Raw genomic sequence first — 25713 nt, 5'->3', positions numbered from 1 at the left:
GGTGACTACCGAGCCTTTTGATAGCGGATGTAGAACAGCGTCAGGCCGAGAGAGATCAGCAGGATGACCACGGCGCTTGCAGACGCCTGCGACAGGTTGTAGCTCGAAAACGCCAGCTTGTACGTGTAGGTGCTGAGGACCTCGGTCGAGTAGATCGGACCGCCGCCCGTCGTTATCCAGATCAATGGAAAGACCTGCATCGTCCAGATGAAATCCAGCAGCGAGATGCTGATGATGATCGGCATCAGCTGCGGGATGGTGATGAAGATCAGCTTCTGGTAGGCCTTCGCCCCGTCGATATCGGCGGCCTCGTAGAAATCCTTGGGAATGCCCTGCAAACCCGCGAGCAGGCTGACCATGAAGAGCGGATAGCCCGCCCAGATATTGGCGAAGGTGACGGCGTGCAGCGCGGTCTCAGGCGAGGAAAACCACTCGACTTTGGAACCGATGATGCCCGTCTGCATGAGAACGCTGTTAACGACACCATTCGGCTCGAGCAGCAGGCGCCAGATCACGGCGATAATCACCGCGGTGAACAGCCAGGGCAGAATGTAGAGCACGCGCAGGATATTGCGCAGCGTGGGATTGATGCGGTCGCTGTTCAGCATGAGCGCGAAGATCATGCCGATGGTCATGTGGAAAACCACACTCATGCATGTGAAGTAGAGCGTATGCCACAGCGAAGCCCAGAACACGGGATCGTTAAAGATCGCCTGGTAGTGTTTCAGTCCGGCAAAGGACGGGTCGCGACGCAGCACTGCGCTGTTCTGGAACGAATAGCCAATCACCGTCACCATCGGCAGCAACATCAGCAGGCCGATTATGAGGAGCGAGGGCGACAGGTAGAGATAGGGTGCGACCGCTCGTTTCAGTCTATGGCGAGAGCGCTTCTGCCGGGTCATATGACAACCTTGGGATACGCCTTCAAGAGAAGGGGCTTCGGAAACAGGTCCGTCTCACATTGCCGATCCGTTGTTGCCGGGAGGCCTGCCCGAAGTCAGGCCTCCGGTCGAGGATCGAAAACGAGGAAACAGGCCGATCAGAATTTCGCCATCCAGCCCTTTTGAGCGTTGGCCGCGGCTTGTTCCGGAGACTGCTCGCCGGTGAGCATCTTCTGGGCCTCCACGTCGAACTGGGTCATCAGGTCTTCCGCCACCGGCAGGCCTGTGAACTCATTGGCAAGATAACCGGTCTTGAAGATTTCGAAAGCCTTGCCGAAAGCCTTGTCGGAGGTCACGAAATCGGGCTTGGCGTTGACGTTGCCGGGGAAGGCGTTTGCCAGCGACACGAGCTTGGCGTTCACCTTTTCACCCATCAGATATTGGACGAGCTTCCAGGCTTCCTCCTGATGTTTCGAGGCGGCAGAGATGCCTATGCCCCAGGAGGCGTAGGGAAGGCCGCGCTTGCCGTTGTAGTTCTCCACGACCGGGACCGGGATGAGATCGAAGTTCAGTTTGGGATTGCGTTTGCGAATGAGGTTCACGTGCGCAAGCGAGTCGATCATCATCCCGACCCGATCGTTGACGAATTCCTCGACCTTTTCCTGTTCGGTCTTGGTGGCGATGCCGGGCGAGATGACGCCGGCGTCGTTCAGCGATTTGACGAAGGTGAGCATATCCACCACCGGCTTGCCCTCGAGAGCCGGCTTGCCGTCCGCCATCATCGATTGACCCGATGCCCAGACCCACGACATCATGTCGTTCTGGACACCGGACGGCGTTTGCAGCGACAGGGGTAGCACCCAGCCATACTGGTTATTGTCGGCATGGGTCATCTTCTTGGCGGCTTCGAGAAACTCCGCGCGGGTCGACGGCAGCTTGGTCACGCCTGCCTGGGCGGCGAGGTCCAAATTCACGAAAACCGGATAGACGAACGAAGCCACGGGAAACATCACCGCCTTACCGTCCACCTTGATGATATCCGCGACCTGGGTCTTGTCGAACCCGCTCGCATCCATCATCGGGTTCATGTCGGCCAGCGCATTCTGCGCGTTCAGATTGTTCACCCAGGCGCCGTCGAGACCGACGACGTCGCTAAGCGTTCCAGTTGCAGCACCAACCGAGATCTGGTCTCGCGTGGTCGCATAGGGGCCGCTGACCAGCGTCACCTTGATTCCGGGGTTTGCAGCCTCGAAGTCATTCATGATTGCCCTGAGCGAGCCGGCCGGCAATTCGGGCTCCCACCACTGGGTGAATTCTAGCGTCGTGTCCGCCATGGCGCTGGTTGCGCCAAGCAACCATGCGGCCGCGGCTACCTTCAGCATCGCGGGTTGTATCCGAAACATCATTTTCTCCTCCTTCTTCAAGATCGACCGCACAATGCGGACGATCATCTGGTTTATTCAGAAACCTTCTTGCGAGTATCTTTCGCAGGCGCCTCGCTCCCGCCTGCGGTCTGCCGCAGATCTTCAGATCACCAGATGCGTCTCGGGATCGAAGAAATGGAACTTGGAATCATCCAGGGCCAACCGGATCTCCGAGCCGGAGTGGACGGCGCTGGCCGGCTCGAATCTCGCCACCGCGTTCGATGCCAGGCCAAAATCGTCCACCGCGTCCGGATCGCCGGAGTCCACCCGGACCGCGTCGATGTTCAGGTGGACGATATGTTCAGAGCCGAGCTCTTCGATCGAAGTCACCTTTGCGGGTATAGTCTGATACTTGCGGCCGGATTCGAGGCTGCTGTCATAAAGATCCTCCGGTCGTATCCCGAACACGATCTTGCGCCCCGCATAGGACCGCAAGCCCGGCCTGCGTACGAAGGCTGCATCCTGCAGCCGGATGGCGAAGTCGCGAAAAACGAGCTCGCTGCCCTTCAGGGTCGCTTCGAAAAGGTTCATCGAAGGAGAGCCGATGAAGCCGGCAACGAAGGCGTTCACCGGCGATTCATAGAGTCTCTTGGGTGTGTCGACCTGCTGCAGCACGCCACCTTTCAACACCGCGACCCTGTCGCCCATCGTCATCGCTTCGATTTGGTCGTGGGTCACGTATATGGTCGTGACGCCGAGTTGCTTTTGCAGGCTGGTGATTTCGGCACGCATTTGCACGCGCAGTTTTGCATCCAGGTTGGAAAGCGGTTCGTCCATGAGAAAGGCGGCCGGCTCGCGCACCATGGCGCGGCCCATGGCAACCCGTTGACGCTGTCCGCCTGACAGGTTCGCGGGTTTGCTGTCCAGCAAAGACGTCAACTGAAGGGTTTTGGCGATCTCGTCGACGCGCTTCTTGCGCTCGGCCTTCGGCTTGCCTGCCAGCCGCATCGAAAAGGCGATGTTTTCGAACACCGTCATGTGCGGGTAGAGCGCGTAGCTCTGGAAGACCATCGCGATGTCGCGGTCCTTGGGCGGCATGTCGACGACGTCGACTCCGCCGATCCGAAGGCTGCCGCTGGTGATGTCCTCCAATCCCGCGATCATTCGCAACGCGGTGGATTTGCCGCAGCCGGACGGCCCGACGAGAATCAAGAACTCGCCGTCCTCGACCGATAGGTTCAATTGGTCGATTGCGCGAAAATTGTTCCCGTAGGTTTTGCAGATCTTCTCAAGAATGACTTCTGCCATCTTCCTGCCTCCACAAGCATAAGCCAATGATTCTTATAATTTCCTCGGCCTATGGTCACCGGCGAAATGTTTCCTCGGATAGTTTCAGGCTACGTTCCAGTCTCGACATACGCATTTTTTAGTTCGACTGCTGACGGCGCGTTCGTCGATGCCAGGAGTTCCGTGACCTGGTCGTCGGTCGGAAGCGCCTCGCGCCCGCCACGTCCCGTTATCGAGAGGGCCGCCGCCGCGGCCGCGAATGCCACCCGGCCTGCGGTGTCGGCTCCGCGCATCAACGCATGCGCGTAGGCGCCATGAAAGCAGTCACCCGCGCCGGTCGAGTCGACGACCACAACCCGGTGCGGGGGCAGATGCCAGAGACCTGTCTCTTGACGCCCGCGATAGTACACGCCCCTGTCGCCATCGGTCAGAACCACGGCGGACCGCGACGGCGACCACAATGCATCGAGCATCTCGGCGGGCGATCGGCGCCCTGTGGCAGTCCGCCCAAAGCCGAGGGGAAGAATGAGATGGTCGCAGAGCGCGATCAGCCGCTCCGTGGCTGGGCCGCAGCTCCATTCGATATCGCCGAGGATCGCAAGGCCGAGATCGCGAGCCCGAGCAACGACATCCAGCGACCGGATCGCGTAGCTATCGACGATCAGGACAGTCGCGCGGCTGAGGACCTCGTCCGGGAAGTCCGACGCGGTGCCCAGCATCGCGTCGTCGTCATACGCGATGAACCGTTCCCCGTCCGAGCCGACGGTAATGCGCGAGCGCACCGGGCGCGCGTCCGGGTGGCGCGGCGCGAATTCGGTTTCAACACCGCTCGCAACGAGATCGCGCAGCACGGCGTCGTCAGCGGCGCTGCCCAGCCATCCGACGAACCCGGCGCTTCCGCCGAGCCGCGCGACGGCGGCTAGCGCCGTCGCGACATTTCCCCCGAAAGACCGGGTACTATGCAGAACCTTCCCCTTGCCCGCCGACAACGGCTGATCGACATAGACGATGTCGTCGATCGCAATAGCGCCGAAGCCGAGGATTGAAGGGACGGTGGGCATCGTTCAGGCACCCGCCTTCGCCAGGGCGTCTTGCGCCGAAAGGCCGTCATGGATGACGCCCCGAAAGGCAAGCGCAGCCTTCTCCGGATCGCCATGTCCCCAGAGATTGCGGCCTACCACGGCACCGCGTGCGCCGGCACGGATGGCGTCCGCCGTCTGCTTAAGCGCGCCGAGCAGCGTATCGGTTTTCGGACCACCCGCGATCACAACCGGCACCGGGCAGGTCCGGACGGTCTCTCGGAACGACTCGAAATCGCCCGTGTAGCCGATCTTGATCACGTCGACGCCGGACTCGTAGCCGATGCGCGCCGCGTAGGCGATCTCGTCGGGGGTGAAGACTATCGTTGCCCCGTCGGTGAAATCGCGAGGGTAGATATGCGCGACCACAGGCATGCCGTAGCGGGCCGCTGCATTCACCGAATCGGTCAGCCAGCGTATGTATTTGCCCTCGGTCGCGCCGCGCACCGGAATGGCCACGGCCAACGCATCGGCCCCCGCGCGCACCGCATCCTCGGGTGTTGCTATCAACTCGCTGATGCGATCGTCCGGAGTGAAGCAGCCCGCCTGAATCACCAGGGAAGCCTTGCCCGCATATTGCGGCCACAGATGGCGCGCGGTGCCAGGCTGGATGCTGACGTAGTCGGGTTTGCCCGCCATGACGCGGGCAAGCGCACCCGGCAGGTCGGCAAGTCCGCCTTTGCGCACGTCGCCATAACCGACGAAGTGGTCGACCGCGCCGCCAAAAAGGTTCCCCGATGGATGCGAAAAGAGGCGCGCAAGACGCACCTTGGTTCCTAGGCTCATGAGTTCAAAATTCCCCAATCGTTTGTTTTCAAAATCCTGCTGCGCCATCATTTTCATATGCTCTATAAAAATTTTACGCGCGTCAAGAATTAAAATGTTGTATAGCGGCTTTCGACTGTGATCCATTGCTGGCGCAAGGGTGCAGCCAGGCCATGACCGCTTGGGGAGGTAGATCTGAAATGCACGGGACATCAAAGACAAAGCTCGGCATCGGCATCATCGGATGCGGCAACATCTCGATGACCTATCTGCGCAATGCGGGCCTGTTCGGCGGGGTCGAGTTGCGCGCCTGTGCCGACATTTCAGCCGACATGGCGGCGCTCCGTGCCAAGGAATATGGCATCCGCGCGCTCGGGGTCGACCCGCTGCTGGCCGATCCGGACATCGACCTTGTCCTCAATTTGACGATACCGGCGGCGCATTTGGACATTTCGCTTTCGGCGCTTTCAGCGGGCAAGCACGTCTTCACCGAAAAGCCGCTGGCGACGTCCGTCGCCGATGGCCGCCGGCTGGTGGCCGAGGCGGCAAAGCGCGGGCTGCTGCTCGGGTCGGCCCCCGACACCTTCCTCGGCGCCGCCGGACGGCGGGCGCGCCGGCTGATAGATGAGGGCGCGATCGGCCGCGCCGTGACCGGCACCGCTTTCATGATGGGGCGCGGCATGGAGCACTGGCATCCCAACCCGCAATTCTACTACCAGCCTGGCGGTGGCCCCGTCTTCGACATGGGTCCTTACTATCTGACCATGCTGGTCAACCTGCTGGGCCCGGTCGCCCGCGTCATGGCGATGGCGACGCGCGGCCAGGAGGAGCGTCTGATCACCGCCGACGGGCCTTACAAGAACACCACCTTCAAGGTCGGCACACCGACCAACATCGTGTCGCTGCTCGAATTCCGCTCCGGCGCCACGGTCACCTTCGGCGCCTCCTGGGACGTCTTCAAACACTCCAACCATCCGATCGAACTGCACGGCACCGAGGGCTCGCTGGGGCTGCCCGATCCCGACACCTTCGGCGGCACCGTTTCGCTCTCGGCGCGCGGCTCCGACTGGAAAGATCACGAGAGTGAGAGCCAACTCTACGGCGCGCGCAACTGGCCCTATGCGGCGCCCGACCGTGCCAACTACCGCATGCTCGGCGTCGCCGATCTGGCGCGAGCGTTGGTCGAGGGACGCAAGCCCCGCGCGTCCGGTGAATTGGCGCTGCATGTACTTGAGATCATGGAAGCCATCCTGGCCTCGGGCGAAAGCCGCGGCTCGGTTGCCGTCAACGGCACGGTCGACCAGCCGCCGCTGCTCGGCGAGGACGAAGCGGCGAGCCTGCTGGCCTGACGGGAGGTCCGCCGATGACGACAACGCCACTGATGGCAACGCCGTCCCCGTCCGCGCTCGACCGGCAGGCGCGACATGTTCTCGATCTCGGCCGCCGGGCGAACAGGCCGCCCTTCGAGGCTGGCACGCCGGAACAGGCGCGCCGTGCCTATGTAGACGGTCTTCCCGATCTACAAGGCGGCCGCGAGCCGGTGGGCTCAGTCACCGAGCGCACAATCGCCGGACCCGGTGGGCCGCTGACGCTGAGGATCTATCGCGGGCAGGGCGCGCCTGATGCGGATGCTCCGGCGCTGCTCTATCTGCATGGCGGCGGCTGGGTAATCGGCAATCTCGAATCGCATGACGAGATCTGCCGCTGGTTCGCCAATGTCGCGGCTTGCGTCGTCGTGTCGCCGGATTACCGGCTGGCGCCGGAGCACAAGTTTCCGGCCGCGGTGGAAGACTGCCGCGCCGTGCTGTCCTTCATGCAGGATCATGCCGCCGATCTCGGCATCAACCCGAAACGCATCGCCGTCGCAGGCGACAGCGCCGGCGGCAATCTGGCCACTGTGCTCAGCCTCATTGCGCGTGGGGACAAACATCCGCTGACGGCGCAACTGCTGCTCTACCCCAACACCGATGCCGCGCAGACGGCGGACAGCTATCGTCGCTTTGCCAAAGGTTTTGGCCTGACTGCCACGACCATGGCCTGGTTCCGCGACCACTATGTCCGCGACGCCGCCGATGTCGGCGATTGGCGCGTCTCGCCGCTCAAAGCCGAAAGCCTTGTGGGAGTGGCGCCCGCCTTCATCGCCATCGCCGGTCATGACATCCTCGCCGACGAGGGCGAAGCCTATGCCGGGCGCCTACAGGACGCCGGTGTGCCGGTCGTGCTCAGGCGCTGGCCGGGCCAAATCCACGGCTTCGTCTCGATGGGCCGTCACGGGCCGGCATCACGGCAGGCGGTCGAGGCGGCGGTTGCCGCATGGCAAGGCTTCGATCTCGCTTTCGCGAAAGATCAAGCCGACTGACGCATCACTAGCGTCGCGTCGAGTTTGACCTTGGGCGCGACCGCCGTCTCGTCTTCATTGAGCAGGGCAAGCAGCGTCTCGACGCTGCGCCCGGCCATCGACGCGAAGTCCTGTGCCATGGTGGTGAGGCCTGGGCATGCGTAGCGGCTAAGCGGATGGTCGTCATGCGCGGCGACGCGCAGGTCGCAGTCGGGCTTGCGGCCGATCTTGAGTCCCCGGGCAAAGGCTGCGGCCATCAGGCCGAAGGCCAGACGGTCATTGTTGCACAGGATGGTCTTGCCCGGCAGGTCGCCATTGCTAAGCATTCTTTCCGTCTGCTCGTAGCCGATGCGCTCGAAATCCCAAGTGTAGTCCTTGCTGTTGCCGATCACGATGGGCTCATGCCCGAGCCGCTTCATCGAGGCGACATAGCTGCTCAGCCGTTCGGGTGAATTGTGGTTGACGTGCGGGATGTCGAAATAAACCGGCGCGTCGCCCGAGCGGCAGAGATAGTCGACGATGGTCGCGACGCTCTGCGTGTTGTTGTTGCCGACGAAGGGCGTGTTGCCCTCGAGGTAAGTGTCGAAATAGACGATCGGGATCGCCTGCGTCAGCTTCTCGAGCGTCCGATGGTCGGAGCGCCGCCCGAGCGGCGCGACGAGCGCGCCCGAGACCTTGAGCGACAGGATGGTCCGCGTCGCCTCGACTTCGAGTTCGGTCGAGCCGTGCGAGGAGATGACGATCGGCCAGTAGCCTTCGTCGCGCAGCCGAAGCTCGATGCGGCTGACCATCTCCGAATAGAACGGATCGGTCACAGTCGGCACGACAATGCCAATGCTGCGCGTGCGCTTGCGGTTGAGGTTCCGCGCAAACAGATTAGGCTGGTAATCGGACGAGCGCAGCGCTTCCTCGATGCGCTTGCGCGTCGCCGGCTTGACGCTGGTCGGATCGTCGAAATATTTGGAGAGCGTGGGCCGGGACACGCCGCACGAACGGGCGAAATCCTCCATCGTCTTGTGCGTCATCGCCATTCAAACCCTCGCAGCATGGATTTCGGCCTGGTCCATGCGTTGTCCCCGATGATTTCCTATGGTGAGCCGGCGCGCGACTGCAAGTCGAAATTTTACAGGAAGCTTTGCAAATTATCAACGCGTGGACAAAAATTATTGCATGCGTAAATTTATTAATTGACGTGAAATATACCAAGCCGTATTCACATCCGGGACGTTGCACGCAAGCAGCGCAGTGGATTGGAGTTTAGGCCGGAAACGAGGCCTCGGGCTTTGAGCGCCCTCGACCGTCGCTCAGATCAAGCCGTATCGGGGTGCGACAGTCTTGTGCGACGATTGTTTCTATATTGGCACTATCGATCTGCGCCAGCGAACGAACTTACTCGCCCCGGAGGAGTCTGGCGTCACTCCCGACAGCGAACCGCGCGTGCGCATGATCGAAGGATGTGAGCGGCAGCCGTATCGTCGAGAATCTCGCGGCGAGCGACGCGGACTTAAGCTCGACTGGGCCGGGAGATGCCGCGGTCATTCGGCTGCCTTCTTCTGAAGCTGCTCGAACACAAACAGCTTGCCTTTGCGCACGCTGTTTTCGAGTGGGCTCGCGTTCGCCAGATGCGCCGCAATCGCGCTGGCCAGCATGCAGCCCGTCCCGCGCATCGATACGGAAAGTCGCGGTGTGTCAAAGCGGATTGGTTCTTGATCAAAGTGCAAAAGAATATCGGTCGATCGGGGTCCCGCCGCGTGGCCGCCCTTGATCAGCAGGGCCTGTGCGCCAACTGCCAGCAATTTCCGTCCCTGTCTCACCGCATCGCTCTCGTTCGCCGCCGGTTCAGCGCCAACAAGGAGCGCCAGCTCGAAAAGATTGGGTGTGACGAGACGGCAAAACGGCATCAGATCGCGTTTCATGGCGGCGATGGCGTCCGTTTCGAGTAGCGCTCGACCTGAAGTGGAGACCAGAACCGGGTCGAGCACTGCCGGCACCTGCGGATTTTCGCGCAGCACGGCGGCAACGCCAGCCACGATCTCAGCGGTTGCGAGCATGCCGATCTTGATGGCCGTCACATTGTTGGCCTGCAGCGCAGCGCGCATCTGATCGGCCACGAGACCGGGCTGAGAAGGATGGACTGCCATGACGGTTTCGTGCGTTTGCACCGTCAGCGCGGTGACAGCCAGGCAGGTGCGCACACCAAGGGAGGAGATCGTCTCGATATCGCGTCCTATTCCGGCGCCCCCGCTGGAGTCCGAACCACTGACAACGAGCACATGCGGTTCTCGCCTCAGCGCCATTTCTCTGTCCTTTCGATCCACTCTCGCGTGCGTGTTTCGGGATCGGCGTTGAGCGTGATGTCGGTGACCACGGCCGCGCTGTCCGCACCAGCCTCAAAGACACTGTCGAGCCGGTCGGGGTTGAGGCCGCCGATGGCGACCAATGGGATCGGCGCTACCCGATGCTTCCATTTGCTGATCCGCTCGAGCCCCTGCGGCGCCCATTTCATCTTCTTGAGGCTAGTGGGATAAATAGGCCCCAGGGCCACATAGTCCGGCTCGGCCGCTAGCGCCGTTTCCAGTTCGGTATGATCGTGGGTCGAAAGCCCGAGCTTCAATCCGGCGTACTTAATCGCCAGCAGGTCAGCCGCAGCCAAATCCTCTTGGCCGAGATGTACGAAGTCGCAGCCTTCCTCAATGGCGAGTCGCCAATAGTCGTTGACAATCAGTTGGCAACCATGGACCGCGCAGACGTCGTTCGCGCGGCGGATTTCCGAGCGCAGCGTGACCTCGTCCCTATCCTTGATGCGCAGCTGCACCAGCCTGACGCCGAGTGGCACTAGCCGTTCGATCCAGGCAGCGCTGTCGACGATCAGGTAGAAGGGATCGAGCTTCATGAAAAAACTGCTCTGCCGATCGTCGGTGTCGATGGCACGGCGACGTCGCGCGGTTCGAGCATTCCCGAACTGAAAGCCTCACGGCCGGCGTCGACCGCCTTGCCGAACGCACGCGCCATGCCGACCGGATCGGCCGCCCTGGCGACCGCTGTGTTCAGGAGGACGGCGTCAAAGCCGAGTTCCATGACGGTGGCCGCGTGCGAAGGTCGTCCCAGCCCCGCATCCACAATCAGCGGGACGCCAGGGAAATGTCCGCGCATCGAGCGCAGCGCTGTGATGTTGACCGGCCCCAGCGCCGAACCGATCGGCGCGGACCATGGCATCAAGACCTTGCAGCCCGCCTCCAGCAGCCGCTCGGCGACGACAAGGTCATCGGTGGTATAAGGGAATACATCAAAACCGTCCTCGCACAGGATGCGCGCGGCTTTGACCAGGCCGAACACGTCCGGCTGCAGCGTGTCGTGATTGCCGATCACTTCGAGCTTGATCCAGCTGGTGCCGAAGACCTCGCGCGCCATTTTCGCGGTCGTGACCGCTTCCTTGACGGAGTGACAGCCAGCAGTGTTGGGCAGGATTCTGACGCCGAGCGAGCGGATCAGTGACCAGAATTTTTCGCCAGCCCTGCCGCCTGCCATCTCGCGGCGCAGCGAGACGGTCACCACCGAGGTTCCCGACGCCTTGACGGCCTCGGCAAGGATGGCCGGCGAAGGATATTGAGCGGTACCGAGAAGCAGGCGCGACGGAAGCTCGGTTCCATAAAGCTCTAACATGGTCTAACCGCCTTGCATGGGCGAGAGGATTTCGATCCGGTCGCCGTCGCTCAACTGGAATTCCGCCCGCTTGGCTTTGTGCACGAGGTCGCTGTTGACCGCCGTCGCCAGCCAATCGCCCTCATAGTCGAGCGCGGCAAGCAGTTCGGCCAGCGTGGCGGCGGCAACCTCATGCGCCTCGCCGTTGACCATCAGTTTCATGAGCAAGTTCCTTGGTTGCGTCTTGATTGAAAACGAGGTCGGCAGCCTGGCGCGCCATGGCAGGGGCGAGAAGAAAACCATGGCGATAGAGTCCATTGATCGCGACGGCAGTTCCAAGTGCCTCCACGCGCGGCAGATTGTCGGGAAAGGCTGGACGGATGCCGACACCTGTTTCAACGATCCCGGCCTCGCCAAAAGCCGGGTGGAGGGCATAGGCGGCACCGAGCAGTTCCATCATCGAACGCGCCGTCACCGGTCCGGCGGACTGGCTTTCAACCATAGTCGCGCCGATCATGAACTGCGTGTCGGCACGCGGCACCGCATAAAGCGGAAAGCGCGGATGCAGCAGCCTGACCGGGCGCGACAGCGAGATATCAGGCGTGCGCAGGATCAGCATTTCGCCGCGAACGCCGCGCAGCCTGTCATCGGCTGCTGCGATTCCAGTGCAGTCGATCTGACGATCGAAATCGGAAACAGGCTGGGCGTCGGCGCCGAAGCGGAATTCGACGCCCATGGCCGCGAGCTTGTCATGAAGTGCTACCATTGCCTGGCGCGGGTCGAGATGAGCCTCATCGGGGAAGAGCAATCCGCGCCAGAAGCGGCCGGCGAGGTCGGGTTCCAGGAGTGAAATTTCGTCTTCGTCGACCCGCCGATATCCCGACGTGCGGCTGGCGAACCGGTCGAGCTCGCCAGTATCACGCAGCGCGGCCACGACCAACGTTCCGGCACGTATCACCTGACCCGGTAGCACCGCATCCCACCAGTCGGCAGCATCGCGTCCGAGATCCAGCACCGGCTGCTCGGCGCTTTCACGCTCGCACCATGGCGCGAGCATACCACCGGCGAACCACGACGCATTGCCCTCGATAGCAGGCCTTGTCTCGGCAACGGTGGTCGCCGCGCCGCGTGCGGCGAGCTCGAAGGCGGCGGTGAGGCCGGCAACGCCGGCCCCTTTGACCAGCACCCTCATGATGGCGCACGCGCCTGTGGCATGGCCGGTGCGCCGGTCTCGTCAGCCGGTATGTAGAGATTGCCGCCCTCGCGGTATTTCGCCGCCATCGCCGCCATGCCCTCCGTCTGCGCCTCGGCGCGGATGTCGTGGGAGATACGCATCGAGCAGAATTTCGGCCCGCACATCGAGCAGAAATGCGCCAGCTTGTGCGCCTCCTTGGGCAAGGTCTGATCGTGGAAGGACCGCGCGGTTTCGGGGTCGAGCGACAGGTTGAACTGGTCCTCCCAGCGGAACTCGAAGCGCGCGCGGGAAAGGGCATCATCCCTGAGTTTCGCCGCCGGATGACCCTTCGCCAGATCAGCGGCGTGTGCGGCTATCTTGTAGGTGATGACGCCCGTCTTGACGTCGTTGCGATCGGGAAGGCCGAGATGTTCCTTGGGCGTGACGTAGCAGAGCATGGCGGTGCCGAACCAACCGATCATCGCCGCGCCGATGCCGGAGGTGATGTGGTCGTAGCCCGGCGCGATGTCGGTCGTCAGCGGCCCAAGCGTATAGAACGGCGCCTCGCCGCAGACGGCGAGCTGCTTGTCCATGTTCTCCTTGATCTTGTGCATAGGCACGTGGCCGGGGCCTTCGATCATTACCTGGCAATCCTTCGCCCAGGCGATCTGTGTCAGCTCGCCGAGCGTCTCCAGCTCGGCGAATTGTGCTGCGTCATTGGCGTCGGCGATCGAGCCGGGACGAAGGCCGTCGCCCAGCGAAAAGGACACGTCATAGCCGCGGCAAATGTCGCAGATCTCGGCGAAATGTTCGTAGAGGAAGCTTTCCCGGTGATGGTGCAGGCACCATTTGGCCATGATCGAGCCACCGCGCGAGACGATGCCAGTGACCCGGTCAACGGTCAGCGGGATGTAGTGCAGCCGCACGCCCGCATGGATGGTGAAATAGTCGACGCCCTGTTCGGCCTGCTCGATCAGCGTGTCGCGGTAGACCTCCCAGGTCAGATCCTCGGCAATGCCGCCAACCTTCTCGAGCGCCTGGTAGAGCGGCACCGTGCCGATCGGCACCGGCGAGTTGCGCACGATCCAGTCGCGGATGTTGTGGATGTTGCGGCCGGTCGACAGGTCCATCACCGTATCGGCGCCCCAGCGGATCGCCCACACCATCTTTTCGACCTCTTCGGCCATGGACGAGGTGACGGCGGAGTTACCGATATTGGCGTTGATCTTGACCAGGAAATTGCGACCGATGATCATCGGTTCGCTCTCGGGATGGTTGATGTTGGCGGGAATGATTGCGCGTCCGCGCGCCACCTCCTCTCGGACGAATTCCGGCGTCACGAAATCGGGCAGCGTCGCGCCGAAAGCCTCGCCGTCACGGTCAAGCTTGCCATGCAGGATCTCACGACCAAGGTTCTCGCGGATGGCGACGAACTCCATTTCGGGCGTGATGATGCCGGCGCGCGCATAGGCAAGCTGTGTCACCGCCTTGCCGGCCCTGGCCCTAAGTGGCCGGTTGCGAATGGGAAATTCTGGCGTCAGGCGTTCGCCCGTAGCGAACCCGTTGTCCTCCGGCCGGACATGGCGCCCGTCACAGGCCTCGGCATCACCGCGCGCCAAAATCCATTCGTGGCGAAGTCGGGCTAGGCCTTTTTCGATGCTGGTTGCGACAGCCGGATCGGTATAGGGGCCGGACGGATCGTAGACGGTGACGGGCGGCTCGCCGGCCGTCGGATGGACGGAGACTTCGCGCATCGGCACCCTAATCTGTGGGTGGATGGTGCCGGGCTTGTGGATTTTCCGTGAGGCAGGCAGCGGTCCCGTTGAGACGGCTGGGGTGAGGGCATTCATCTTGAGGCTCCTTTGCTCATGCATTGGAGACCCAGTTCTGTGCCGGAAGGATGAAAAGACGCTTTGGTTGACCTGCCGAAACAGGACCTGGGGCGTAAACTCCCGCTAAGCGCTTGCACCGTCCCTACGCCAGTATGAACTGGATCAGGTTCAACGGGTCACTGCGCCGCGAAAGCCAGCAGTATCTCAGCCCCTTGCCGGGACCCCCCTGGTGAATGCCTCAGGTTGAACGGGCCGGCGTCGATTTGTCAAGCGCATTTGGGCCGAGGCCGTGATCGGCGGTCGGTCAGACGGTGCGGAAAAAACTCGACAACCAAGAGTTGGTGACGAAGGCCGGGATAAGGATCGCAACCGTTGGCCTGAAGATCCTTGTGAAGGTTACGCCTTCACTTGCCACCAAAGGTTTGCGCGTAGATGGCCTCGATTCTCCCTGCCTCCTCATTGGTCAGCGCGGCGAATTCCTTTTCGCATGCGCGATTGGACAGATGGCCACCATTCTGGTGAAGGAAACGGAAGAGCAGGTCCGTCAGCCGCTCGGGCATGTCGATAGAGGCGTCCACCTGCCGCCGAAATTGGTCATAGCGCTGCAAAAAAGCGGTTTCCTCCGGAAGGTCCCGTTCGATCGTCCGCTGAACGCAGGCATAGAGGAATTCGGCGTGTGGGGTTGCATCGAAGAAACGGTAGAAATCACCGGTGTCATTCAGAACCCGGACGTTGAATTCGGGCGTCGGTTCCCATTCAACCAACGGCAGAAGGCGTTGCGAATAGCTCTCGAGCACGCCCCTGTACTCGTTGATCTTGTCCTGGATCGCCGCTGAGACGGGAAAGACCACTCCCGGTGGATTGAAACCGTGCATGGCAAGGACGTGGTGGATTAGGTAGCGGTGAATGCGGCCGTTTCCGTCCTCGAACGGGTGGATGTAGACAAAGCCGAAGGCGAGAATTGCGGCGGCTATAACTGCATCAAGGTTTTGCGCCGCGCCTTGATCGAAGGCCACCATTCCATCAATTAGCTGCGGCAGGTCCTCGGGCCGAGCGCTAATGTGATCGGGCAGGGGCATGCGGTTGTCTCGGTCATGCCCACCGACGAATCCTCCTTCTTTTCGGAAGCCCAGTCTGACGAAACGGGCGTCGCCGAGTACAATTCTTTGCAGACGCAGCAGCTCATCGCGATCTATTGGCCGGCCGCCGGCTTCGCCGATCGCGCGGCCCCAGCGTTGGATGCGATCTTGCGGCGGCCGCTCGCCCTCGATCGCGTAACTTGATCGCGAGTCTTTGAGCAAAAGAAAGGCGGCGGTCCGAGCAAGGACGTCGCGCGGCACGTCCGCTACGATTGCCTCCGCGCGCCTCGATAGTCCGAGGCCGATGAATTTTTCGAGAATCTTGGTGCGGAACACCAGAGGGCAGAACTCACGCGTGCCGGGGAGATTGTCCCTTACACGGTAGCGCGAAGCGGTCTTCTCGCGTCCGGGCCACTGCAGCTCAGGATCGACAACCGGAACGTATCTTCCGGCATCCGCGTCCGGCAGATCGATACGCGCGCCCCTCAGCCATTCATATAAAAACCAGATGCGGCGGGCATAACTGCCGGTCCGACTTTCACGGACCAGCGCCTCGATCGGCGCGGGACCGGTCACTTGGAACAGCCGCTTGAGGACGGCAAGGTCCAGTCCCTCGTACTTGAGCGCGAAGGTCAGGTGACCTTCGAGGGTAGGATTTGGGGCATGGCGGGGAGTCATGATCCGCCAGCCATCCCGTTCGGTAATGCGATGATGCTCGCCAGTAGCGAACAACGTGCGGGGCAAGGGCACGGCGAGCCTGTAGGCTCCTATCAGGGCGCTGTACCCGGCCGGGGTGGCCCTTTCAGGAAGGCGGATTTCCTGAAAAACAGTAACAGGACCTGAAAATTGGTGCTGTTGCGCCGCAGGCATGAAAAGCGAATCCTTTTATCGAATTTTGGTCAGTTCCGCCGAAACTATGAAAAATGATCCTATTCCATGAAAATTGATGCCACAAGGCCACTTTTTCCGAAAAACGATTCTAACACATTGCTGAAGTCGACAAAGTAACAATTCCGCCATCGGCTGATATTTGCACCAGTGGCAAAGCGGATGACGCGCACACCCGTGGCATTGATGGCTTCGGCGAAGAAATGATGGGTTGTGTCGGCTTCGAAGCCGAATGTCTCCCCAGCCAGATGGAAGGCGCTTATCTGCCTGCGACCGTCCGCAAGCAGGCGGTAAATACGGACGCCGCCAAACTCGACCTGATAGAAGGCTCCGGCTTTTTCACCTTGGGCATAGATCTCCGAACCGGAGGGAAAGAAGCTGACCGGCTGTAGCGGTGTCGGATCGAACGCGAGCAGGCAGGCTCGACTGCAAAGAGTGTGACGGCAGCGAAATTCTGGAGGTCGATTGGGCGTGCATGGCTGTTTTCCCGGTTGGTCCGTGACACGGCAATCGCGCGATTCCGCAGGCCGCGAAATTCGGTTATGTCCCTCCGGGAAATTACCTAGCGCAGAGGCGCTAGCGGTCTGGCCCAATGCTGCACAGGATCGTCAGGCCGTTGGGAGCAATGCAGAACGGTTTTCGGGGTACCATGCACGATCCGGGAGAGAAGAGGGCGCCGGATTGACACCATCCAAATACACCGACCGATCCTGTCGCTCAGGGAAATTGAGGCGCCGACCTCAACCAGGAATGCTGCAATCTTTTTGCCATCACAAACGCCATGCCATCCACACTCCCCATCTGAGTCGGTCAGTGGTGCATCTTTGGCCTGCTACCCCGACACGATCGAGACCGTGCTTTCCGGCGACCAACGCAGCACGACATCCTGACCTTCCGGCAGCCTGACGGCACCGGTGTTCAGCACAATCACCTTGAGCGTCTGGCCAGCACGCTCGACAAAGTAGGTGCTGCTATTTCCGGCGAAGATGCGCTTCGACACCTGGCCTCGCAGCACATTCGCATTGGCCGCATCCGTAGCCTCGGCATCATCAGTGAAGATGCGGATGCGTTCGGGCCGTACGGCGCAACTGGCCTTTGCGCCAGGGGCAAGGTTGGCGCCAGATCCAGCGAAAATCGCTGTGCCGTCCGGCAGCCGGATGCCGTTGCCTGTGCTCTCGCCACGAAAAATGTTGGCATCGCCGAGGAAGGTGGCGGCGAACTCGCTCTTCGGCCGATTGTAGATCTCCTCGGGCGGGCCTTCCTGCACCAGCTTGCCGTCTCGCAGAATGCCGACGCGGTCGCTCATCGTCAGCGCTTCTTCCTGGTCGTGGGTGACGAAGATTGTGGTGATGCCGATCTCGCGTTGGATGCGCTTGAGCTCGAGCTGCATTCCGACGCGCAGCGCTTTGTCGAGAGCGCCGAGCGGCTCGTCGAGCAGAAGCACACGCGGCTTGGTGATGATGGCGCGAGCGAGCGCCACCCGTTGGCGCTGGCCGCCGGAGAGCTGGTGTGGCCGGCGACCACCGAGCTTGCCGAGTTGCACGAGGTCGAGCGCCCCCTGCACCTCGGCAGCAATCACTGCCTTGGGCTCGCCGCGCACGGACAAGCCGAAGGCGACATTGTCGGCGACGCTCATATTGGGAAACAGCGCGTAGTTCTGGAACACCATGCCGATGCGCCGCTTCTCCACTGGCACCCGCTCAACACTTTCGCCGCCTATGGAGATGCGGCCAGAGTCGGGAAAGTCGAAGCCGGCGATCTGGCGCAGCAGCGTGGTCTTGCCGCTGCCGGAGGGACCGAGCAGGGCGTAGAAGCCGCCGTCGGCAAAATCGATGGAGACATCGTCCAGCGCCTTGTGCGCGCCAAAACTGCGCGACACATTCGATACCTGCACGCCCGCCATTATTTCTCTCCGCCGAATTTGAAGAAGCGCGCCGTGAGCAGCATCAATGCCATCGACACGACAATGATGATTGTCGAGACCGCATTGATCTCAGGTGTGAATCCCTTACGGATCGCGGCGTAGATTTCGACCGGCAGCGTCGTTTGGCCGGGCGTCGACAGAAAGTAGGATACGACGAACTGGTCGAAGGACACGGCGAAAGCGAACAGCCCTCCGGCAATGACACCCGGCATGATCCAGGGCAGCGTGACGCGGTTCGTCACCTGCCATTGATTGGCGCCGAGCGAGCGCGCCGCCTCTTCCAACTCGGGCGCGAAGGTCTGCAGCCGGGCCGATACGACGACGATGACATAGGGCAGTGCAAGCGCGACGTGGCCGAGCAGGATGGCGAACAGACCGCGCCCGATGCCGACGCCGAAGAAGAAGATCAGCATCGCCGTGCCGGTAATCAGCCACGGAATGGCGATTGGCGGAAACAGCAGCGCCTGCAGGAATTTTTTGCCGCGAAACTCATAGCGGTAGAGCGCCAGTGACGCCGCGGAGCCAAGCACCACGCAAATGATGGTGGTGATGACCGCGATCTCGAGGCTGTTCCAGGTGGCTGAGATGAGCTGGTCGTTCTGCCACAGCGAGGCATACCATTCCGTCGTCCATTCGAACGGCAGCTGATAGAAGGGCGAAACGTTGAAAGACATCAGCGCCATGATGATGATGGGCACATAGAGGAAGGCGAGCAATAGCCAGATGTAGAGGCGGCCGAGCCATTCGAGGACCCGTGTCGTCGCCATCACATAGCCCTCCTCAGCACCGGCGAGGCAACCGCCAGGATGACCAGCACGACGGCCAGCAGGATAAAGGAGAGCGCAGCACCCAGCGGCCAATTGAACACGGCGACGAACTGGTCCTCGATGACAGTGCCGTAAAAGGTGCCGGTACGGCCGCCAAGTATGCGCGGCTCCATGAACGAGCCAACGACCGGGACGAAGATGAGGGCCGCGCCAGCCACCAGCCCCGGCATCGACAGCGGAATGATGACCCGCTTCAGCATCTGCAGCCGCGATGCGCCGAGCGAGCGCCCGGCCTCGATCAGCGAGTCGTCGATGGCCTGTAGGGTCAGGTAGCAGGTCAGCACCATGTAAGGAACGTAGGAGTGCACTAGCCCGATGATGACAGCCGGATAGGAATACATCAGGTCGATATTGATCTTGAACGGCAGCACGGCGTTGAGCGCGGTATCGAGAATGCCCCCTTCGCGCAGCACCATCGCCCAGGAGAAGATGCGCACAAGCCCATTTGACCAGAACGGCAGGATGACGAGCAGGAAAATCGCTTCGCGGCTACGGCCTTTCAGCACCTTGGCTAGCACATAAGCGGCGGGATAACCGACGATGATGCACCACAGCGTCACTTCGAGGCCGAGGCGCAGCGAGGCGAGCAGAAGCGTCAGATAGAGGCTTTGCGAGAAGAAGGCGGTATAGTTTTCGAGCGTGAACGCCCACGGCTTGCCCGACAACGGCAGCTCGGTCATCAGAGAGAAGAAGACCATGGCTGAGAGCGGCAAGAAGATCGCAACGGTCAGCCAGAGATAGGCAGGCGCCAGCAGTGGCAAGGCCGATCTCAGCCCGCTGCGCGACGCGGCCGCAACCTGTGCTGCCATGACATCCTCCCAGGGAAGGATCAGCCGACATGTAAGATCGGCTGATCCCGCTTTCTGCTGTTACTTCACGTTGACCTTGAGCTGCTGCCAGAGCGACAGATAGGCTTCGCGCTGGGCGTCTGTGATCGGCGCCTGGAACTGAATGCGCTTGGCAACTGCCGGGTCACCCATCACCTTGCGGTTGAACGCATCCTCGGGAAGTGCTTCCACAGCCTTGGTATTGGCGGATACCGGGGCTCCGACCTTGGTGACCCATTCGACATAGAACGTCGGGTCGACCATGTAGTTGATGAAGGCCTCGGCGCCGGCGACATTCTTGGAACCGACGGGAATGGAGAAGGCGTCGAGCCAGGCGACAGCGCCCTCCCGCGGGATCACGAGCGAGACCGGCAGCTTGAAATGGGTCTTGGCGCGGTCGGCCGAGCCGCTCCAATAGGTGCCGATGTCGATCTGGTTAGAGGCAACCATCTGGTTCCAGTCGTTCTCCGAGCTCCAGAACGTCTTGATCTGCGGCATGAGCGAGGTGAGTTTCGCCTTGACCGCCTCCATGTCCTTGACATCGTTGATGTTCTGGCCGGTGGCAATGGCGCCGAACTGCACCGCCTCGACGGCATCGTCACGGATGGTGACGCGGCCCTTGTGGGCGGGATCCCACATTTCAGCGATGCTCGTTGGCGGCTTGTCGAAGGACTTGTCGTTGATGGCGAGCGCCGTCAGTCCCCAGACCCACGGTACCCCATAGACCTTGCCGTTATGGACAAGCATCGGCGAACTCGCCTTGTCCTTGCTGATGTCGGCATAGTTCGGCAGCTTGGATGTGTCGATCGGCTGGATCAGCTTTTCCGCCATTGCCTGGTCGTTGAAGGCGGCGTTGATCATAACGACGTCGTAGAGGCCGGGATTGGTCCTGAGCTTGGTCAGCATTTCCTGTTCGGAATTGAAGAAGTCGTTGACGACCTTGTTGCCGGTCGCCTTCTCGAAGGCCTCGATGGCCCACGGCTCGTCGGCGCCGTAGCCCTTCCAGTTGAGTACGTGCACCTCGTCGGCGTTTGCGGCAAATGCAAGTGCGGAGGTGAGGACGGCGGTCGCCGTCAGCAGGGCAGTCAAGTCGGGCATGCGCATGTTCGTTCCTCTCTGTGTTTGCCCGCTTCCCGGGCTTGTCAGGCTGTCGGGCGTTTGGCCTCTTGCTTCTGGCCATGGAGGCCGATCGGCGGACCGCCATGGCTCAGGAATGTCTGGATCTCGTGGTCGGTCGGCGCTGATGAACCACCGTGGCGGGTGACGGAAATGGCCGCCGCCGCATTGGCGTAGCGCGCTGCCGCAAAAGGCGGCATGCCGCGCGCCAGCGCACTGACGAAAGCGCCGATATGGGTGTCGCCGGCGCCATTGGTGTCGAGGGCGGCGACCTCGAAGCCGGCAATCGTTTGCGCCGAGCCGTCGGCCAGCCGCACATGGCAGCCTTTCGCGCCAGCACGAATGACGACGCCAACGGCCTTAGGGGAGTGGTCACTTAGCAGCCGTGACGCGAGTGTCTCGACGGCGCCCGGACCGGCAATCGCGGCCGCTTCCGTCGTGTTGCAGCTCAACCAGGTAGTACGGGCGAGTATCCGCGACAGGATAGGGTAGGGAATGTCGGTGATGACAGGTGTCGGGTCGAGGACAAGCGGTGTGTCGGCCGGAAGCGCCTCGATCCAGTCGGTGAGCGCGTCGCGGCCCTTGGGATAGCTCAGCGTATAGCCTGACGTGAACACCCAGTCGTCTGCAGCGACCACCACGGGCGCCAGCATGTCGAGGCTGAGTACGCTTTCAGCGCCCGGCCAAGACACGAAGGTGCGTTCGGCATCGCTCGAGATCAAGGCGACGCAATGGCCGCTGTCCATCATGGGCGATGGCGGGGTCACAGTACTGATACCCTCGGCGTTGAAGGCGCTGCGCAGGAAGTCGCCATTGGGTCCGCTGCCGAGTTGGCCGCCGAACACCACCTTCATGCCGGTGCGGCTGGCCGCGACCATCATGTTGAAGCCGCCGCCGGCGACTCGTGCATAGCTCGACGCAGTCTTCTCCGTGCCCGGGGCCGGCAAGGCATCGATGCGGTAAACATAGTCGACCACCGCGCTGCCGACATGGACGAGACGCCCTCTCATGCCGCCGCATCCTTGCCGCCACTGCCCTTGTCCACACGGCCCTTGGACATCCGCGCCACAACAAGGTCGGCGGCGAGCGCGCTAACCCCCGTCATGTCGATGCCCTTGAGGTTTGCAATGCGGTTCTGAGGCAATCGGGAAAAGCCGGTGCAGGCACCGGCCATGCCGGCCGCGATGGCGCCGATCGTGTCGGTGTCGCCACCGAGATTGGCACTGATGACTGCCGCCTGCCAAGGGTCACCACCGGCGACTTCCAGCACTGCGAATGCAGCCGGAACCGACTCCTGGCTGGCGACGCCGGTGCCGACCAGATCGATGATCAGTCGGATCGCGTCCTTCGTCGCCTTGCCGCGCACAAGCTCCTGCGCCCAAGCAATGCGCGCAGCAATGTCACCGCCGGTCGCCCAATGGCCGAGCGTCGCCCCTCGTCTCGCTGCCGTGATGGCGTTGTCGGAAGCGGCACGCCAGTCGCCGCCAGCGACGCCGCGGCTGATGGCGGCAGCGACCGCTGCGGCCGAAGCGATTGCGATCGACGTGTTGTGCGTCGCCATGCAGGTTTCGGCCACTTTGGCGACCAGCGCGTCAAGCGGCTCCAGCGGCATCATGATACCTACTGGCGCGATGCGCATGGCCGCACCATTTGTGTCGCCACTGCGCCCGGCTTCCTCGGCTGGTATACCATTGTTGATGGCGTCGATGGCGCGTTTGGTTGATGGTCCCAGCAGATCGTAGCTGCCGCGCGCCTTGACATCGCGTTCCCAGTCGAGCAGCGCGTTGACCCACCGCGCATGGTCGAACCGGTTACCGGATTCGACCAAGATACGGCCAAGCAGAAGCGCCTGTTCGGTGTCGTCGGTGATCGTTCCGGCCGGGAGCCCCTTCGACACCGGATGGTCGGCGAAAGGAGTAATGAAGCCTTCGACCTGGCCGTAGAGTTCGGCAATCCGCGCCGGCGACAAAAGCTGCGTCGGCATGCCCAGCGCATCTCCCAGTGCCCCGCCGACAAGCGCTCCCATAGCCCGATCGGTCGTGTCCCGGGTGTCGTCGGGCATCTCTCAGAACCTCATATGCAGCGCAAAATGCGCCGGGTTGAGCAGGCTGGTCACATATTCGATCGGCCGGTCATCGGCGGCGCGGGTCAGCCGACGACCGCGCAGGAACGGCGTGCCTTGCGGGCAGCCGAGGATTGCAGCGTCCTCAGGGTTGAGCATTTCGATCCCGACCCATTCCTCGCCATGGTCGGGAATGAGGCCGGCGCCGCGAAGCGTCTGGTGCAGGGAGCCTTCGCGCAGGCCGCGCAACGGCACATCCTCCAATTCGGGGGATAGCGGCAGGCGGCTGCGCTCGATTGAGATAGCGTGGCCGTCGCTGGCATTGGTTCGCACCCGATCGACAGCGATGAAGAAGGGGTTTTCTATACCGAGCAGCGCGGCAAGATCAGGGTCCTCGATCACCTCGAGCCGCAGCGTGCGGGTCTCGGCATTGGCGCCGGCGTTGGCCAGCGCCCGCGACCAACCGATCGAGTCATCAACGGGCTTGCCATCGAAGGTGACGAAAGAGCCGATCCCGACTTTGGTGGTGATCAGCCCGCGGCTAGACAGTTCCTCGAGACCCTTGCGAACGGTGTTACGGCTGACGGAGAAACGCTGGACGAGCTCGTTCTCGCTTTGCAACCGGTCGCCGAAGCCCAGAACACCGGAGCGGATTTCATGTTCGAGAACGGTAGCGATCTGTTCGGGCTTGCCCGTGCCGGGAGACAGTTGAACCGAGCGCCGCTTCATATGGGTACCTGTTCAGTGAGCCTGTATAATCCTGTTCATATCACGGCAGGCTTGTCAACGAGTGCCGCATGGAGCTGCTGTTGGGCTTGATTAGGCGTCGCGACGAGCAAGCAGAGCGGCAAAAAGGCCGAGTCATCGAGCTGAAGAGGCAGGCGGCGGAGGCTGAAGCCAAGCTAACGCGATTGTGCGAGGCGATCGAATGGCGTCGCCGATTTAGATGATTGCAATCTCAAAGGGCGAATCAGTGAACTGAAGCGAGCCCGAGACGCTGCACGTGCCGACGCCAAGCGTGCTGAAGGGCACAGGGAAAGTGGGGAAACCAGGATCACGCCTGAGTTGCAGCACCTCTCTATGTCGAGGTCGATGCCGTGCAAGGATATTGACCTGCTGTATGTTTCTTCGCCTGCCTACCATGACATCGGCCCAGTGCGGATCGGCTGGGCTGAATGCAGCTGAAGCAGACTGCTAGGTAGGACTATTATGGCTTGCGATGCCCCGGCGTGAGCTGGGCAAGAAAACGGGTGAGCGCATCCGGCTTCCGGTTGTGGATCTCGACGTCGTTCTTGCGTCGGATTGCGCTGCGCACAAGCTTGGCGCCGAGATAACGGAACGGCTCCGGAGGCAATGCCTGCCGCCGGTCGATGCCGACAAGGCCGCTGGCGCTCCAGCGATCATTGTGCTCGAGCACCAGGCTGGCGAGGATGCGGCCGCCGATCGCCGTCTGCGCAATTCCGGTCCCGTTAAAGCCCATGCCATAGAAGATATTGGGATGACTGTGCAGGTGATCGAAGACGGGGACATGCTCGGGCACGCAATCGATCGGCCCGGCCCAGTCATATTCGATCGGGACGCTACGCAGCGCCGGGTAGACCCGGTGCAGTTCGCGCAAATTGTCGCGACCATGCTCCGGGCTGCGGTTGAAGCTGGAGCCGAAATTGCCTCTGAAAGCGACGTTGCCGCTTCCCCGGCCGAACACGACCCGGCCCTTTTGGGTGCGCTGATAATACAGAACCTGACTCTGCGAGTCGCAGATCGACGCGCCGTCGCGCCACCCGATGCGGTCAAGCAACTCCGGTGTTTCAGCGGTGGCGATCACCTGGCTGGCAACGACGTAAAGATGGCGGCGCAGCTCCGGCAGTGCCGAGAGCCACGCATTTGCCGCAAGCACCACTTTCTCGGCATGCACGGTGCCCTGCTGCGTACGCACCGCACATGTTTTGCCGGTTTCAATGTCGATAACCGGGCTGCGCTCATGGACGATGACGCCGCGTGAGATCGCCAGGTCGCGCAGTCCTATGGCAAGCTTGGCCGGATGCACCGTGCCTGCGTTCGCCTCGATGACGCCGACGTAGGACGCAGACGATCCAGTGCGGCGCGCGATCTCTTCTGCCGTGAGCGGCCTAAACCGGTTCTGGCCAGCTGCCGCGGTCATTTCGACCGCGCGCTCCCATGCACCCTCCTGCGCAATCGAGCTCGCCGTCCACAGCCAGCCATCTAGCCGCAGATCCATGTCGATCGTGCCCTGTCGCTGCAGCTCATCGAGCTCGGCAATGGTGTCCACCGTGTCGCCACACAGCTGCCGCGCCTCCTCGACCCCAACGACACTGCTGATCTGGTCGAGTTCGGCGAACCAAGAGTGAACCTGACCACCATTGCGGCCCGAGGCTCCCGAGCCGCAGAGATCGGCCTCTATCACGGTTACACGGGTTTCCGGAGCGAGCTCACGGATGCGCAGCGCCGTCCACAGGCCGGTGTAGCCGCCGCCGACAATCACCACGTCGGCGCGCTCGCTGCCCTGCAGCGGCTCAGTACAAGCAGCGGCACCGATGTCCTGCAGCCAGAATGAGCGACTGGACGGGGCTGCGACTGTCGGCTGTCGCAAACGAAGCGTCGCCACGT

The 25713-nt window shown here is 62.1% G+C and carries 23 protein-coding genes, 1 pseudogene and 1 riboswitch; of the genes and pseudogenes, 2 read left to right on the top strand and 22 right to left on the bottom strand.

Translation table 11 applies throughout. The features are described 5' to 3' along the window. Nucleotides 1-5: 5 nt before the first annotated feature. The 5 genes from NKH17_RS09940 to NKH17_RS09920 all read right to left on the bottom strand — a co-directional run bounded on the left by NKH17_RS09940 (nt 6) and on the right by NKH17_RS09920 (nt 5397). Complete coding sequence (locus NKH17_RS09940) at nt 6-902, bottom strand: carbohydrate ABC transporter permease (RefSeq protein WP_352895620.1); 897 nt, start codon at nt 900-902, stop codon at nt 6-8. 137 nt (nt 903-1039) lie between these two features. Beyond that, entirely contained in the window at nt 1040-2287 is a 1248-nt protein-coding gene (locus tag NKH17_RS09935; protein ID WP_254818570.1) for an ABC transporter substrate-binding protein, read from the bottom strand. A gap of 120 nt (nt 2288-2407) precedes the next feature. Next, complete coding sequence (locus NKH17_RS09930) at nt 2408-3553, bottom strand: ABC transporter ATP-binding protein (RefSeq protein ID WP_352895618.1); 1146 nt, start codon at nt 3551-3553, stop codon at nt 2408-2410. Nucleotides 3554-3642: 89 nt separating this feature from the next. Further along, complete coding sequence (locus NKH17_RS09925; protein ID WP_352895616.1) at nt 3643-4593, bottom strand: PfkB family carbohydrate kinase; 951 nt, start codon at nt 4591-4593, stop codon at nt 3643-3645. 3 nt (nt 4594-4596) lie between these two features. Continuing rightward, on the bottom strand, nt 4597-5397 hold the full coding sequence (locus tag NKH17_RS09920; RefSeq protein ID WP_254818671.1) for a beta/alpha barrel domain-containing protein: 801 nt from the start codon (nt 5395-5397) through the stop codon (nt 4597-4599). 179 nt (nt 5398-5576) lie between these two features. On the opposite strand from NKH17_RS09920, the gene NKH17_RS09915 reads away from it, so the two are divergent. After that, the gene (locus NKH17_RS09915; RefSeq protein ID WP_352895614.1) at nt 5577-6725 is read left to right on the top strand and encodes a Gfo/Idh/MocA family protein; all 1149 of its coding nucleotides are present in this window, start codon (nt 5577-5579) and stop codon (nt 6723-6725) included. 14 nt (nt 6726-6739) lie between these two features. Next, a complete protein-coding gene (locus NKH17_RS09910; protein WP_352895612.1) occupies nt 6740-7735 on the top strand; it encodes an alpha/beta hydrolase in 996 nt (331 codons plus the stop codon). Here the strand turns inward: NKH17_RS09910 and NKH17_RS09905 are convergent. The 17 genes and pseudogenes from NKH17_RS09905 to NKH17_RS09825 all read right to left on the bottom strand — a co-directional run bounded on the left by NKH17_RS09905 (nt 7723) and on the right by NKH17_RS09825 (nt 25711). Beyond that, the gene (locus tag NKH17_RS09905; protein ID WP_352895610.1) at nt 7723-8745 is read right to left on the bottom strand and encodes a LacI family DNA-binding transcriptional regulator; all 1023 of its coding nucleotides are present in this window, start codon (nt 8743-8745) and stop codon (nt 7723-7725) included. The genes NKH17_RS09910 and NKH17_RS09905 overlap by 13 nt on opposite strands. 504 nt (nt 8746-9249) lie before the next feature. Further along, nucleotides 9250-10011 (bottom strand): hydroxymethylpyrimidine/phosphomethylpyrimidine kinase, encoded by a 762-nt coding sequence (locus NKH17_RS09900; RefSeq protein WP_352895608.1) that lies wholly within the window; start codon nt 10009-10011, stop codon nt 9250-9252. After that, nucleotides 10002-10607 (bottom strand): thiamine phosphate synthase, encoded by a 606-nt coding sequence (locus NKH17_RS09895; protein WP_352707751.1) that lies wholly within the window; start codon nt 10605-10607, stop codon nt 10002-10004. Before NKH17_RS09895 ends, NKH17_RS09900 begins: the two co-directional genes overlap by 10 nt. After that, entirely contained in the window at nt 10604-11377 is a 774-nt protein-coding gene (locus NKH17_RS09890; protein WP_352895606.1) for a thiazole synthase, read from the bottom strand. The genes NKH17_RS09895 and NKH17_RS09890 overlap by 4 nt, the downstream gene beginning before the upstream one ends. A gap of 3 nt (nt 11378-11380) precedes the next feature. Continuing rightward, the gene (thiS, locus tag NKH17_RS09885; protein WP_254818579.1) at nt 11381-11578 is read right to left on the bottom strand and encodes a sulfur carrier protein ThiS; all 198 of its coding nucleotides are present in this window, start codon (nt 11576-11578) and stop codon (nt 11381-11383) included. Then, nucleotides 11547-12548: a glycine oxidase ThiO gene (gene thiO / locus NKH17_RS09880; RefSeq protein ID WP_352895604.1), complete on the bottom strand. Its 1002-nt coding sequence runs from the start codon at nt 12546-12548 to the stop codon at nt 11547-11549. The genes thiS and thiO overlap by 32 nt, the downstream gene beginning before the upstream one ends. Beyond that, nucleotides 12545-14380 carry a phosphomethylpyrimidine synthase ThiC gene (gene thiC, locus NKH17_RS09875; protein ID WP_352895602.1) on the bottom strand — a complete coding sequence of 612 codons (1836 nt, stop codon included), beginning with the start codon at nt 14378-14380 and terminating at the stop codon, nt 12545-12547. The genes thiO and thiC overlap by 4 nt, the downstream gene beginning before the upstream one ends. 103 nt (nt 14381-14483) lie before the next feature. Continuing rightward, nucleotides 14484-14600, bottom strand: a riboswitch (TPP riboswitch). A 166-nt stretch (nt 14601-14766) separates the two neighbouring features. Then, entirely contained in the window at nt 14767-16311 is a 1545-nt protein-coding gene (locus NKH17_RS09870) for a Fic family protein (protein ID WP_352895600.1), read from the bottom strand. A gap of 149 nt (nt 16312-16460) precedes the next feature. Beyond that, nucleotides 16461-16806 (bottom strand): annotated as a pseudogene (locus tag NKH17_RS09865) (cyclic nucleotide-binding domain-containing protein); the annotation flags it as partial. Between the two features lie 355 nt (nt 16807-17161). Then, nucleotides 17162-18232, bottom strand: a complete 1071-nt coding sequence (locus tag NKH17_RS09860) for an ABC transporter ATP-binding protein (protein ID WP_352895598.1) — start codon at nt 18230-18232, stop codon at nt 17162-17164. Next, nucleotides 18232-19020 (bottom strand): ABC transporter permease, encoded by a 789-nt coding sequence (locus NKH17_RS09855; RefSeq protein WP_352452724.1) that lies wholly within the window; start codon nt 19018-19020, stop codon nt 18232-18234. The genes NKH17_RS09860 and NKH17_RS09855 overlap by 1 nt, the downstream gene beginning before the upstream one ends. Then, nucleotides 19020-19889, bottom strand: a complete 870-nt coding sequence (locus NKH17_RS09850; protein ID WP_254816071.1) for an ABC transporter permease — start codon at nt 19887-19889, stop codon at nt 19020-19022. Before NKH17_RS09850 ends, NKH17_RS09855 begins: the two co-directional genes overlap by 1 nt. Before the next feature lie 60 nt (nt 19890-19949). Then, nucleotides 19950-21011: an ABC transporter substrate-binding protein gene (locus NKH17_RS09845; RefSeq protein ID WP_352895596.1), complete on the bottom strand. Its 1062-nt coding sequence runs from the start codon at nt 21009-21011 to the stop codon at nt 19950-19952. A gap of 38 nt (nt 21012-21049) precedes the next feature. Further along, nucleotides 21050-22033 carry a PfkB family carbohydrate kinase gene (locus tag NKH17_RS09840; protein ID WP_352895595.1) on the bottom strand — a complete coding sequence of 328 codons (984 nt, stop codon included), beginning with the start codon at nt 22031-22033 and terminating at the stop codon, nt 21050-21052. Next, nucleotides 22030-23085: an ADP-ribosylglycohydrolase family protein gene (locus NKH17_RS09835; RefSeq protein ID WP_352895593.1), complete on the bottom strand. Its 1056-nt coding sequence runs from the start codon at nt 23083-23085 to the stop codon at nt 22030-22032. The genes NKH17_RS09840 and NKH17_RS09835 overlap by 4 nt, the downstream gene beginning before the upstream one ends. 3 nt (nt 23086-23088) lie before the next feature. Then, nucleotides 23089-23814 (bottom strand): GntR family transcriptional regulator, encoded by a 726-nt coding sequence (locus NKH17_RS09830; protein ID WP_352895591.1) that lies wholly within the window; start codon nt 23812-23814, stop codon nt 23089-23091. 478 nt (nt 23815-24292) lie between these two features. Then, entirely contained in the window at nt 24293-25711 is a 1419-nt protein-coding gene (locus NKH17_RS09825) for an NAD(P)/FAD-dependent oxidoreductase (RefSeq protein ID WP_352895589.1), read from the bottom strand. Nucleotides 25712-25713: the final 2 nt, after the last annotated feature.

The sequence above is a fragment of the Mesorhizobium sp. M1334 genome, from assembly GCF_040317995.1.
In the GTDB taxonomy this organism is placed as follows: Bacteria; Pseudomonadota; Alphaproteobacteria; order Rhizobiales; family Rhizobiaceae; genus Mesorhizobium.
The sequence above is the reverse complement of the archived record's forward strand: the minus strand, read 5'-3'. Positions and strand labels throughout refer to the sequence as shown.

Excerpts from the sequence above, each read along its gene's own strand:
- NKH17_RS09850 (WP_254816071.1), bottom strand. The coding sequence starts at position 19,889 with ATGGCAGCACAGGTTGCGGCCGCGTCGCGCAGCGGGCTGAGATCGGCC.
- NKH17_RS09925 (WP_352895616.1), bottom strand. The coding sequence starts at position 4,593 with ATGCCCACCGTCCCTTCAATCCTCGGCTTCGGCGCTATTGCGATCGAC.
- thiO (WP_352895604.1), bottom strand. The coding sequence starts at position 12,548 with ATGAGGGTGCTGGTCAAAGGGGCCGGCGTTGCCGGCCTCACCGCCGCC.
- NKH17_RS09910 (WP_352895612.1), top strand. The coding sequence starts at position 6,740 with ATGACGACAACGCCACTGATGGCAACGCCGTCCCCGTCCGCGCTCGAC.
- NKH17_RS09830 (WP_352895591.1), bottom strand. The coding sequence starts at position 23,814 with ATGAAGCGGCGCTCGGTTCAACTGTCTCCCGGCACGGGCAAGCCCGAA.
- NKH17_RS09835 (WP_352895593.1), bottom strand. The coding sequence starts at position 23,085 with ATGCCCGACGACACCCGGGACACGACCGATCGGGCTATGGGAGCGCTT.
- thiS (WP_254818579.1), bottom strand. The coding sequence starts at position 11,578 with ATGAAACTGATGGTCAACGGCGAGGCGCATGAGGTTGCCGCCGCCACG.
- NKH17_RS09920 (WP_254818671.1), bottom strand. The coding sequence starts at position 5,397 with ATGAGCCTAGGAACCAAGGTGCGTCTTGCGCGCCTCTTTTCGCATCCA.
- NKH17_RS09935 (WP_254818570.1), bottom strand. The coding sequence starts at position 2,287 with ATGATGTTTCGGATACAACCCGCGATGCTGAAGGTAGCCGCGGCCGCA.
- NKH17_RS09840 (WP_352895595.1), bottom strand. The coding sequence starts at position 22,033 with ATGAGAGGGCGTCTCGTCCATGTCGGCAGCGCGGTGGTCGACTATGTT.
- NKH17_RS09870 (WP_352895600.1), bottom strand. The coding sequence starts at position 16,311 with ATGCCTGCGGCGCAACAGCACCAATTTTCAGGTCCTGTTACTGTTTTT.
- NKH17_RS09845 (WP_352895596.1), bottom strand. The coding sequence starts at position 21,011 with ATGCGCATGCCCGACTTGACTGCCCTGCTGACGGCGACCGCCGTCCTC.
- NKH17_RS09915 (WP_352895614.1), top strand. The coding sequence starts at position 5,577 with ATGCACGGGACATCAAAGACAAAGCTCGGCATCGGCATCATCGGATGC.
- NKH17_RS09890 (WP_352895606.1), bottom strand. The coding sequence starts at position 11,377 with ATGTTAGAGCTTTATGGAACCGAGCTTCCGTCGCGCCTGCTTCTCGGT.
- thiC (WP_352895602.1), bottom strand. The coding sequence starts at position 14,380 with ATGAATGCCCTCACCCCAGCCGTCTCAACGGGACCGCTGCCTGCCTCA.
- NKH17_RS09940 (WP_352895620.1), bottom strand. The coding sequence starts at position 902 with ATGACCCGGCAGAAGCGCTCTCGCCATAGACTGAAACGAGCGGTCGCA.
- NKH17_RS09895 (WP_352707751.1), bottom strand. The coding sequence starts at position 10,607 with ATGAAGCTCGATCCCTTCTACCTGATCGTCGACAGCGCTGCCTGGATC.
- NKH17_RS09900 (WP_352895608.1), bottom strand. The coding sequence starts at position 10,011 with ATGGCGCTGAGGCGAGAACCGCATGTGCTCGTTGTCAGTGGTTCGGAC.
- NKH17_RS09905 (WP_352895610.1), bottom strand. The coding sequence starts at position 8,745 with ATGGCGATGACGCACAAGACGATGGAGGATTTCGCCCGTTCGTGCGGC.
- NKH17_RS09855 (WP_352452724.1), bottom strand. The coding sequence starts at position 19,020 with ATGGCGACGACACGGGTCCTCGAATGGCTCGGCCGCCTCTACATCTGG.
- NKH17_RS09860 (WP_352895598.1), bottom strand. The coding sequence starts at position 18,232 with ATGGCGGGCGTGCAGGTATCGAATGTGTCGCGCAGTTTTGGCGCGCAC.
- NKH17_RS09930 (WP_352895618.1), bottom strand. The coding sequence starts at position 3,553 with ATGGCAGAAGTCATTCTTGAGAAGATCTGCAAAACCTACGGGAACAAT.